This is a genomic window from Nesterenkonia sp. (assembly GCF_029265375.1).
Taxonomy (GTDB): domain Bacteria; phylum Actinomycetota; class Actinomycetes; order Actinomycetales; family Micrococcaceae; genus Nesterenkonia.
Map to the genome: position 1 here is coordinate 1 of NZ_JAJUJJ010000044.1, position 9227 is coordinate 9227.

A 9227-nucleotide genomic window follows, 5' to 3' on the forward strand; every position below is an offset into this window, starting at 1 on the left:
CAGCTGCTCCCGCAGCGCCTCTGCTTCGCCGTTCTTGCCATCAGCCAGCGCCCGGCGCCGTGCCCGCAGCAGGGCATGGACCGGCTCCTCCAGAGGACCGCTGCGGTCCACCCACTCCACGAATTCGGCGTCTCGCGGGTCCCCCGCACCGCGCCAGGGGTAGTCGAATGATCGGAAAGCCTCACCCAGCTTGCCCGCCAGTCCGCTGTCGGAGCTGGTGCGTGAGAGCTCCTGGGACTCGGCGTCGACCAGCACCAGCTGATCCTTGTCCAGGAAGATTTCGGCCACCTCGTCCCGGGTGAACTCCGCAGAGCTCGCCTTGGTGTGAACACGGACCTTCTCCGGGTCGACGACGACGCTTCCCACCTCCTCATTCCAGAGGCTGAAGACGATCCAGCCTGCGACGGCGCCGAGCACGGTCAGCAGCGGCAGGGACCACACCAGTGGCAGCTGATCGATCAGCCGCAGCGGCGCTGGAGCTGAGTCGACGCGATCCAGCAGCCAGGACACCACCGGACCGACCGCCCACGCCGCGCCGAAGCCCAGGGCGGCGCCCACTCCGGCAAAGGCAGGCATCAGCTTGGAGTCGACGGTCACAGTGATGCTCGTCTCGGACATGAGGCTCCCTGGGTTGAGCTGATAGAGGCCACGGGGGTGCGCCACGGCGCCGGAACAATCAGAGTAGCATATAACCGAGCGCACGCTCTACTAATGGGTTCCCTTCGGAAAGGAGGTGACATGCCGCGGAAAGTCGACCCGGAGGCGCACGCCGCGAAGCGCCAGCACATCCTGGACAGCGCAGCAGTGCTGTTCGCCGCCCGGGGATACGAACGCACCACAACCTCCCAGCTGTGCGCCCAAGCCGGTATCAGCCTGGGGACCCTCTACCACTACTTCCCCGGGAAGAAGCAGCTCTTCCTCGCGGTGCTCACCCAGGACGAGCAGCAGACCCGCAGCCTGTTGGAGGAACTCGCCCAGGACGCTGACCCCATGGAGGCCTTGCTGAGGTTCGTCAGCCATCTGGCCGAGCCTGCAGCCGAACATCCCATCGTGCCGCACTTGGTGCTCGAGGCGATGCTCCAGGCACACCGCGACCCCGAGGTCCGGAAGGTCTTAGAGGACGCCGAGTCCCATGAGACACATGGTCTCCGTCGCCTGCTGCAGCGCGCAGCCGGCAGCGGCGATGTCGACCCGGAGCTTGACGTGGAGGAGGCCGCCTCCTGGATCAGCAGCCTCATCTCGGCGCTCTATCTGCAGGCCGCCACCCAGCCGGAGTTCGACCCCGCCACGCAACGAAAACACCTGATACGAAGCGTCCGCGCATTCCTGCGACCGCCCTGGACTCCGTAGGCTGGGACCATGAGCCGCCCTGAGCGCACCACAGTCCTCATCTCCGGAGGTGGGCCGGCGGGCATCGTGCTGGGCCTGCTGCTGGCTCGTGCCGGGATCAGCGTCACCGTGCTGGAGAAGCACACCGACTTCCTCCGCGATTTCCGCGGCGACACGGTCCACGCCTCCACTATGAAGCTGATGGATGATCTCGGTCTCGGCAGCCGGTTCCGTCAGCTTCCGCAGGGTCGGTTGGGAAACCTCGAGCTGCCCGGTCCGGACGGATCGGCAGTCATCGTGGCGGATTTCAGCCGGCTCCCGGAGCCGTACAACTGCGTCCGAATGATTCCGCAGTGGGACCTGTTGGCCTTCCTCGCCGCCGAAGCAGACCGGGAGCCCGGCTTCCGGCTGGGCATGGGAGCAGAAAGCGTCGACCTGCTGCATTCAGGCAATCGGGTGACCGGGGCCGGTGGCGCACCAGAGGCGAGGAGACTCTCCAGGAGATTCATGCGGATCTCACCGTGGTCTGCGAGGGCCGGAACTCAGTGCTGCGCCGCCAGCTGGACCTGCCCTCCACCGAGCTCCCGGTGCCTTTCGACGTCTGGTGGTTCCAGCTGCCCAAGAGGCCCGGCGACGAGCAGGAAGCACCGCGGATCGCACCCCGGCTCGGGGAGGCGGAGGGACTGCTGCGGCTGGCCCGGCCCGAGCATGACCAGCTTGCCTACCTGGCCCCGAAGGGATCGGATCAGCAGCTGCGCGCCGAAGGAGTCGCGGCTTTGCGACAGCGCATTGCCTCCCTTGCCCCTGAGCTGACCGACCGCCTGGAGGCGCTGACCAGCATGGATGATGTGCACCGGTTGGATGTCAGGCTGGATCGGCTTCGCCGCTGGTACGCCGAGGGCGTGCTGTGCATCGGAGATGCCGCCCATGCGATGACCCCGGTGGGAGGCGTGGGGATCAACCTGGCCATCCAGGACGCCGTGGCTGCGGCCAGGATCCTCGGCCCGGTGCTGCAGCGCGGCCGGGTCGCGCCCTCAGATCTGGCTCGTGTGCAGCGCCGTCGTATGCCTCCGACCCGGGTGGTCCAGTGGATGCAGCGGGCGGTCAATGCGCGGGTGCTGCGTCCGGTCTTCGAGCGCAGGCGCAGCGGGCCTCCGCCGGCGCTGCCGGCTCTGATGAAGGCGCTTCCGGTGCTCAGCGCACTGCCGGCCCGGCTGATCTCCTACGGCCCCGGGCCGAGCCGACCCCTGAGTTCGCGCGCAGGGCACCGGCGGCACACCAGGACCAGACCGAAAGCTAGTGCAGACCCCCGATATCGGCGGGCGCGAGGGGCCCGGATTCAGGATCGGGACATCTGGTGCAGCCGCTCGGCGAGCCGTTGCGAGGCGCCACGCAGCGCCGCGGGCTCCAGAATCTCGGCCGGCACATCCAGCAGCGCAATGTGGACTGCCAGCCAGTTCAGGTCATCAGCCCCGGTGTGGAGCACGCACCAGCCCTCGACGTCGTCGTCCTCGATCCGGGCCACCTGAGGCGGGATGCGGTCCCGCACTTCGGCGGCCGGTGCGTGCAGCCTGACCCGCGCCTGGTGCCGGTAGGGCGAGGCGGTGACCGAACGCTGCACGTAGTCCACCGGGTCAGGGTGGGCCCGGGGCGTGAACCGCCAGGTGGTGACCTCCAGCTCGGTGATGCTGTCCAACCGGAAGGTGCGCCAATCCTGCTTATCCAGGTCATAGGCCATCAGGTACCAGCGCCAACCGGTGGCCACCATGCGGACCGGCTCCGCCCTTCGCACACGGGCGCCCCCTGAGGAGCCGGTGTAGCGGAAGCGCACCTGAGAACAGTCCCGGCAGGCTCGGGCCAGCAGCACCAGCGTCTCAGAATCGATCGCGGCCTCGTCGGCCCACAGCGTGTCGGTGGCCTCGTGGAGGGAGCGGGCCTGGCCGCGCAGCCGCGGAGGCATCACCTGGTCCAGCTTGGCCAGGGCACGCAGCGCGGCCTCCCCGACCCCGGAGACTGTCCCGCCGGCGGCAATCCGCAGGGAGACGGCGGTGGCGGTGGCTTCGTCGTCGTCGAACAGCAGCGGCGGCAGCTCAGACCCTGCGCGCAGCCGGTATCCGCCGCCCACACCGGCGGAGGCCTCCACCGGGTATCCCAGGGCGCGCAGCCGCTCCACATCCCGGCGGACCGACCGTTCGGTGACCCCCAGCTGCTCAGCCAGCTGCGCCCCCGTCCAGAGCGGCCGGCGCTGCAGCAGCCCCAGCAGCCGCAGCACCCGCTCGGTGGTCGCTTCAGCAGCCATGCCCAGATTCTCTCATCGATCGCGGACCGTAACTGTCCGCAACGGGTGAGAGGCTGTGCACATGACACAGCAGAAATGGAATGACGTGCTCGCCGACCAGCTCGAGTGGCATTGGAAGAACCAGATCCGGGATCGGCTGGCGGGGCTGAGCGACGAAGAGTACTTCTGGGAGCCGGTGCCCGGCGCCTGGAACGTTCGACGGCGCGGGACCAGCAGCGCCGCCATCCAGGGCGGCTCGGGGTCCATGATCATAGAGTTCGCCGCCCCTGCCCCGGAGCCTACCCCGTTCACCACCATCGCGTGGCGGCTGGGACACGTGATCGTGGGAGTTCTGGCCATGCGCAATGCCTCGCACTTCGGCCGGGAGCCCACTGACTACCTCTCCTTTGACTATGCCTCCTCCGCGGACCAAGCCCTGGCCCAGCTGGATGAGGAGTACCACCGGTGGATCACCGGAGTGAAGACTCTGGGCGAGGCGGGACTGCATCAACCGTGCGGGGAGGATGGGTTCGACTCCATGGCCCGGCTGGTGCTGCATATTCACCGTGAGCTGATCCACCACCTTGCCGAGGTGGCGCTGCTGCGGGATCTGTTTGCCCACAGCGGCGGAGGAGAACGTGCTGAGCCCGGAAGGAAGATGCCATGAGCGCCACAGTGCAGATCACGTTCGACGCCGAAGACCCCAGGAAACTGTCCGCGTTCTGGGCAGATGTTCTGGGGTATGTGCACCCGCCTCCACCGGGTGTGACCCTGGAGCCGGGTGAAGACGGGCGGGTGGCCTGGGATGTGTTCTTGGAGGGGGCCGGGGTGCCTGTGGAGCAGCGCAACTCCGCCTCTGCACTGGTGGACCCTGAGCAGCGGGGGCCGAGGATCTTCTTCCAGCGGGTCCCGGAGCCGAAGGCGGCGAAGAACCGGGTGCATCTGGATGTGCGCGCTGCCGAGGATCTGCGTGATGAGCCGCGGATGCAGGCGCTGGAGGAGGAAGCTCAGCGTCTGGTGTCCCTGGGGGCCCGCAGAGTCCGGCGCCACGAACCGGATCCGCCGATGAGCCTGGGATTCATTGTGATGGCGGACCCTGAGGGCAACGAGTTCTGCCTGGACTGAGGGAGGATGGACCTATGAGCGGCACACCAGATGTTCGGCCGGTGGGTGATCTGCCCCATGAGATGGGAAAGACAGCGCCCCGGGAGCTGAAGAACGCGGGCATCGACTCACTGCAGAAGGTCAGCCAGCACACCGAGAAGCAGCTGCTGGCCATTCACGGGGTCGGCCCCAAGGCGATCAGAATCCTGCGGGAGGCCCTGGGCGAGAAGGGCCTGAGATTCCGGGAGGAGTCCTAGGCCGGTCTCCTCACTGTCTGCCGTACCGGGCCAGGAGGTGCCAGACCCGCTTGAGCGTCTGCGGGTCGTGGACGCCCTCCGCTGCTGCGGCAGCGACTGTCTCCGGAGTCAGCACCGGCCCCAGTGCCCGCGCCAGCTGCACCGGCCGCGGCCCGCGATAGGACTCCTCCAGCTGGGCGGTCTCCGCCCGGAAGCCAGGGTGGAACTCGATGGGGCACCCCAGCTGGGCGGCCGCTTCTGCCACGGGGCCGCCGCGGTGGCAAGGATCCAGCACGAGCGCCTCGACGTCCTCGGCGAAGCGCACTCCCCCGTGGACGTGGGCCTCCACATAGTCATCGAGGTAGTCGTGGCCGGCCTCGTCGGCCAGCCGCTGCAGCTGCGGGAGCGCCTCGGGCCCGCCGACGGCGGCGGGTTCGAACACGCTGTCCGGGAAGCAGAAAGTGGTGCGCTCCAGCACGTGGGGCCGCATCCGGAAGTGCGCGGACCCGAATCGTGGCGAGCCGCCGTAGGGGTCTGTGCGCCGGTTCCACGCCCCGTACACCGGACGTGCCGAGGCCTCCTGATCGTCGTAGCGGCCCTCAAAGAGTCTGCTCTCCCACCGCCACCGGTCGCCGCCTGGCTTCGCGGTCAGCCCACCATTGCTGGTGCCGGTCTCGAATTGGGAGCGGTAGCGGCCATCGCGGACCATCGCGTCGATGACCAGGCCCTGCTGGTAGGGCCAGTCGGGGTGGAACTGCAGGGTCAGGCTCATGCTGCGGCCCGGTCCTGTGTCCAGATCAGCTTCCCGGCTGCCACAGTGGCGAACACATCGGCCAGCTGCCGGGGTGAGGTGAGCTCACGGTGGTCGAGCACCACCAGATCGGCTGCCGCTGCCGGTTCGACGGTACCGGTTCCCGCCTGCGCCAGTTCCGCGGGTGCGGTGGTCAGCATGGCCAGGGCCTCGGTCGCATCCACGCCAGAGGTCTCCAGTGCCGTCAGCTCTCCCTGGGTGCGGCGGTCTGGAAGGTAGCCCACATCGGTGCCGAAGAGCAGCTGCCCGCCGGCTTCGCGGAAGACTGCCAGAGCCTGGAAGATCGGGTCCCGGTACTCCGGGTGGGTGCCGACAGTCTGAAAGAACATGTCCAGGGTGGGGATCATCCGCATTCCCCGGCGGGCGGCCTCCCGCAGCAGCGGCTCAGTGCCGGCCGGGGTGTCCGGGACGTGGGCGATGACATCGACCCCGGCCTCCACGGCACCCCGCAGACCCTCGCGATTGGATGTGTGGGCGAATACCGGTCGGCCCTGGCGGTGCGCCTGCTCGGTGGCTGCCCGCGCCACCGGCAGCGGCATGGGCACCACCTGCTCAGGGTCAGGGGCCAGGTAGGAGCCGGTGGACAGTTTGGCGACGGCGGCCCCGCGCCGCTGGGATCGGTTGACTGCGCGGCGGGCTGCCGCCGGGGTTCGCGGCTGCGGCATCAGCGGGCGGAGATGCCACGGGATCTGCACGTAGAACGGCAGTCCCCGCGGCGGGTAGATTCCAGCACCGGCGGTCAGCAGCTGCGGTCCGTTCAGCTCGCCTGAGGCGATGCGGGAGATCACTGCGGCCGTGGTGCGCGGATTCGATCCCAGGTCCATGGCACCGGTGAAGCCGCGGGAGCTGAACATGTCATCCAAGTGGTGCTGCAGCACCGGTGCTTCGGCGGAGGCCGCCCGGGACCAGACCGGCTCGGTCAGGTGCACGTGGCAGTTCCAGAACCCAGCGGTGACCACTCGCCCGCCGGCGTCGAGAATCTCGGCCTCAGGTGCGGCCGGCTGCTGGTCGATCCGCTCCACCCGGCCGTCCCGGATGGGCAGGTTGATCTTGGGCGCCACGGGGGCGCCGGGGGCGGCGATGAGTGAGGGGTCCGTGATGCACAGCTCGCCGGGCCGCTGCGGACTTGCTATCCCCACCACGTCACCACTCGCAGGGCGCGCAGAGTCTGCCAGTCGGTGACCGCGGGCGCGGCATGCGATGTCATCATCTGTTTCCTCTTCAAGGGTGTGGTCTGAGGCTACCGGAGGCGCCGCCGGCGGACTAGAGCCGCCTCATGGGCTGGCCAGGCCCCGGTAGTGCGGCTGCTGGCTCCGGAACCTCTCGCCCCAGTTCAGCTGCTCGCCCCCGCCGGGGAACCCCTCCAGAAATGCGTGCCAGCCCGCTCCGTACTGCTCCACGTCCTGACGGTGCAGGCGCTCGTGCTGCAGCACCAGCAGGACCCCGTCGGCCTCGGGGTGCAGACTGATTCGCAGCACCGACTCCATCGCGGAGTCGACGTCGTCGGTGGCGCGCCAGCTCACTTCCAGGTGCTCCTCGGGCTCGCAGCTGAGTATCTGGCCGGCAGCGTATTCCCGGCCGTTATCCCAGTAGGTGATCCACCTGCGGTTCTCGATTGTCACTGGGGCGAACCAGCGGGCTATGCGGTCAGGTTCGGAGATCGCACTCCATGCGTCGGCCACGGTGGTGGCCAGCCGGCGTCGGAAGCGCAGGGTGTATCTGTCTCCGTGGCGGAGCACGTCGGCCAGGGATGCGGACTCGTCGGCGGATTTATCCGGCAGCGGCGTTGCTGTGGGCTTCTCGGTCATGGGGGACTCCTTGTTCGGTTCGTCGGCGCGCGGACTGTCCGCGGGCGATCTCGGTCTCCAACGCGTCCAATCGCTGGTTCCAGAATCGGGTGATGCGGTCAGCCCAGTCGACGACCTCTTCAACCGCCTGGGGGTTCAGCGCGTAGACCCGGCGCTGGGCGTCCGCTGTGGAGGCGACCACCCCGGCGTCCTTGAGCACACGCAGGTGCCGGGAGACCGCAGGCTGCGAGATCCCGAACTCTGCGTGCAGCAGATCTGCCAACGCGCCGGCGGACCGTGGCCCGGCGGCGAGTTCCTCCACAATGCGCCGGCGCGTCGGCTCCGCCAGCACGTCCAATGTGTGCATACACCTATAGTTGCGTATGCAGTTATATAACGCAATAGTTAATCAACGAGGACTTCCCCGGCCGCGGCCTGAGTCCATAGACTCGGCCACAGTCCCGCCGAGCTGTAAGGAGTCGCTGTGCAGATCACGCATCAAGTGGTGGTGTTCGACGCCGCCGAGCTGGAACCTGAGAGCCGCTTCTGGGCCGGGGTGCTTCAGGGCACTGTGGATGCCGAGGATGACTGGCACATGGTGATGGTCGACGGCGCCCCGCGCGTGGGAGTGCAGCTGGCCCCTGACCACCAGCCGCCGCAGTGGCCCGACGGCACCCCGCAGCAGATTCACCTGGACCTGTGGGTGGAGGATATCGACGCTGCCCACCAGCATGTGATGGACCTGGGCGCCACGCTGCTGCAGTGGGAGGACTCCGCCGAGCAGGGCGACGCCTTCCGGGTCTACTCCGATCCGGCCGGCCACCCGTTCTGCCTGTGCTGGCCCCGCCACAGCTGAAAGGAACCGCGCATGCCGCATATCACCGTTCTGGGCGGCACCGGGTACGCGGGCTCAGCCATTGTGGCCGAGGCCGCCTCCCGCGGCCATCAGATGGTCGCCGTCGCCCGCCGTCGCCCGGCGCAGGACACGCCGCCCACTGACGCAGACTCCGGCTCCGCGCCTGAATTCGTAGCCGGGGACGCTAGAGATGAGACGTTCCTGAAGCAGCTGGTGCGGCGCACCGACGTCGTCGTGGTCGCCCTTGCCGCCCGGGAAGAGATGCGCAGCCGGGTGATCGAGGTGGTGCAGACTCTTGTCCCGCTGGCCCTGGAGACCGGGGCCCGGCTGGGGGTGATAGGCGGAGCCGGGTCCCTGCGGGTCTCCCCCGAGGGTCCGCGGCTGATCGACACCGACCAGTTCCCGGATCCGGCCAAGCCGGAGGCTGAGGAGATGATCCGGGTGCTGGAGCGCCTGGAGGGCGCAGACGCCTCTGTGGACTGGTTCTACGTCTCCCCGGCGGCAGAGTTCGGGGCGCACTACCCCACCGAGCCCACCGGCAGCTACGGCGCAGATGACTCCGGTGTGCTTCCCACCGGCGGCGACGGCGGCTCCCAGCTGGCGGCCGAGGACCTGGCCCGGGCGGTGGTGGATGAGATCGAGACCCCGGCACACCACCGGCAGCGCTTCGCGGTGATCTCTGCTTCGCGGTGATCTCTGCACCCCGGTGAACTCCTGACGCCGGCGTCCGGGTCTAAGATTCGACCATGGCTTCAGAATCCGCCGCGGCCATGGCCAGCCGGCTCGCTCGCATGATCCAGGTGCCCACGGTCAGCGCCGAGCTGGA

Annotated in this window: 12 protein-coding genes and 2 pseudogenes; 8 read left to right on the top strand and 6 right to left on the bottom strand. The window is 68.6% G+C overall.

Going from position 1 to position 9227, the window contains the following annotated elements; translation table 11 throughout:
• The coding region (locus tag Q1K09_RS12565) for a hypothetical protein (protein WP_300345811.1) at window positions 1-618 on the bottom strand (618 nt) is incomplete at its 3' end.
• A 120-nt stretch (window positions 619-738) separates the two neighbouring features.
• On the opposite strand from Q1K09_RS12565, the gene Q1K09_RS12570 reads away from it, so the two are divergent.
• The 3 genes and pseudogenes from Q1K09_RS12570 to Q1K09_RS12580 form a co-directional block, all read left to right on the top strand.
• A complete protein-coding gene (locus Q1K09_RS12570; RefSeq protein ID WP_300345812.1) occupies window positions 739-1350 on the top strand; it encodes a TetR/AcrR family transcriptional regulator in 612 nt (203 codons plus the stop codon).
• 9 nt (window positions 1351-1359) lie between these two features.
• A pseudogene (locus tag Q1K09_RS12575) lies at window positions 1360-1713 on the top strand (FAD-dependent monooxygenase); the annotation flags it as partial.
• Window positions 1683-2333 (top strand): annotated as a pseudogene (locus Q1K09_RS12580) (FAD-dependent monooxygenase); the annotation flags it as partial. The pseudogenes Q1K09_RS12575 and Q1K09_RS12580, both read left to right, overlap by 31 nt.
• A gap of 335 nt (window positions 2334-2668) precedes the next feature.
• On the opposite strand, the gene Q1K09_RS12585 reads toward Q1K09_RS12580, so the two are convergent.
• On the bottom strand, window positions 2669-3628 hold the full coding sequence (locus Q1K09_RS12585) for a YafY family protein (protein WP_300345813.1): 960 nt from the start codon (window positions 3626-3628) through the stop codon (window positions 2669-2671).
• A 61-nt stretch (window positions 3629-3689) separates the two neighbouring features.
• Between Q1K09_RS12585 and Q1K09_RS12590 the strand changes: the two genes are divergently transcribed.
• The 3 genes from Q1K09_RS12590 to Q1K09_RS12600 are packed head-to-tail and all read left to right on the top strand — an operon-like array spanning window position 3690 to window position 4968.
• A complete protein-coding gene (locus Q1K09_RS12590; protein WP_300345814.1) occupies window positions 3690-4274 on the top strand; it encodes a DinB family protein in 585 nt (194 codons plus the stop codon).
• Entirely contained in the window at window positions 4271-4732 is a 462-nt protein-coding gene (locus tag Q1K09_RS12595) for a VOC family protein (protein WP_300345815.1), read from the top strand. The genes Q1K09_RS12590 and Q1K09_RS12595 overlap by 4 nt, the downstream gene beginning before the upstream one ends.
• Window positions 4733-4746: 14 nt before the next feature.
• The gene (locus Q1K09_RS12600) at window positions 4747-4968 is read left to right on the top strand and encodes a hypothetical protein (RefSeq protein ID WP_300345816.1); all 222 of its coding nucleotides are present in this window, start codon (window positions 4747-4749) and stop codon (window positions 4966-4968) included.
• A 10-nt stretch (window positions 4969-4978) separates the two neighbouring features.
• Here Q1K09_RS12600 and Q1K09_RS12605 read toward each other — a convergent pair whose 3' ends face one another.
• The 4 genes from Q1K09_RS12605 to Q1K09_RS12620 form a co-directional block, all read right to left on the bottom strand.
• Window positions 4979-5719, bottom strand: coding sequence for a DUF3626 domain-containing protein (locus Q1K09_RS12605; RefSeq protein WP_300345818.1), 741 nt, complete (start codon window positions 5717-5719; stop codon window positions 4979-4981).
• Complete coding sequence (locus Q1K09_RS12610; RefSeq protein WP_300345820.1) at window positions 5716-6897, bottom strand: amidohydrolase family protein; 1182 nt, start codon at window positions 6895-6897, stop codon at window positions 5716-5718. The genes Q1K09_RS12605 and Q1K09_RS12610 overlap by 4 nt, the downstream gene beginning before the upstream one ends.
• Window positions 6898-7032: 135 nt before the next feature.
• On the bottom strand, window positions 7033-7566 hold the full coding sequence (locus tag Q1K09_RS12615) for an SRPBCC domain-containing protein (RefSeq protein WP_300345822.1): 534 nt from the start codon (window positions 7564-7566) through the stop codon (window positions 7033-7035).
• Window positions 7529-7912, bottom strand: coding sequence for a metalloregulator ArsR/SmtB family transcription factor (locus Q1K09_RS12620; protein WP_300345824.1), 384 nt, complete (start codon window positions 7910-7912; stop codon window positions 7529-7531). The genes Q1K09_RS12615 and Q1K09_RS12620 overlap by 38 nt, the downstream gene beginning before the upstream one ends.
• 117 nt (window positions 7913-8029) lie before the next feature.
• Between Q1K09_RS12620 and Q1K09_RS12625 the strand changes: the two genes are divergently transcribed.
• The gene (locus Q1K09_RS12625; protein WP_300345825.1) at window positions 8030-8401 is read left to right on the top strand and encodes a VOC family protein; all 372 of its coding nucleotides are present in this window, start codon (window positions 8030-8032) and stop codon (window positions 8399-8401) included.
• Between the two features lie 12 nt (window positions 8402-8413).
• Entirely contained in the window at window positions 8414-9094 is a 681-nt protein-coding gene (locus tag Q1K09_RS12630) for an NAD(P)H-binding protein (RefSeq protein WP_300345826.1), read from the top strand.
• Window positions 9095-9227 lie beyond the last annotated feature (133 nt).

Excerpts from the sequence above, each read along its gene's own strand:
- Q1K09_RS12570 (WP_300345812.1), top strand. The coding sequence starts at position 739 with ATGCCGCGGAAAGTCGACCCGGAGGCGCACGCCGCGAAGCGCCAGCAC.
- Q1K09_RS12585 (WP_300345813.1), bottom strand. The coding sequence starts at position 3,628 with ATGGCTGCTGAAGCGACCACCGAGCGGGTGCTGCGGCTGCTGGGGCTG.
- Q1K09_RS12590 (WP_300345814.1), top strand. The coding sequence starts at position 3,690 with ATGACACAGCAGAAATGGAATGACGTGCTCGCCGACCAGCTCGAGTGG.
- Q1K09_RS12595 (WP_300345815.1), top strand. The coding sequence starts at position 4,271 with ATGAGCGCCACAGTGCAGATCACGTTCGACGCCGAAGACCCCAGGAAA.
- Q1K09_RS12600 (WP_300345816.1), top strand. The coding sequence starts at position 4,747 with ATGAGCGGCACACCAGATGTTCGGCCGGTGGGTGATCTGCCCCATGAG.
- Q1K09_RS12605 (WP_300345818.1), bottom strand. The coding sequence starts at position 5,719 with ATGAGCCTGACCCTGCAGTTCCACCCCGACTGGCCCTACCAGCAGGGC.
- Q1K09_RS12615 (WP_300345822.1), bottom strand. The coding sequence starts at position 7,566 with ATGACCGAGAAGCCCACAGCAACGCCGCTGCCGGATAAATCCGCCGAC.
- Q1K09_RS12620 (WP_300345824.1), bottom strand. The coding sequence starts at position 7,912 with ATGCACACATTGGACGTGCTGGCGGAGCCGACGCGCCGGCGCATTGTG.
- Q1K09_RS12630 (WP_300345826.1), top strand. The coding sequence starts at position 8,414 with ATGCCGCATATCACCGTTCTGGGCGGCACCGGGTACGCGGGCTCAGCC.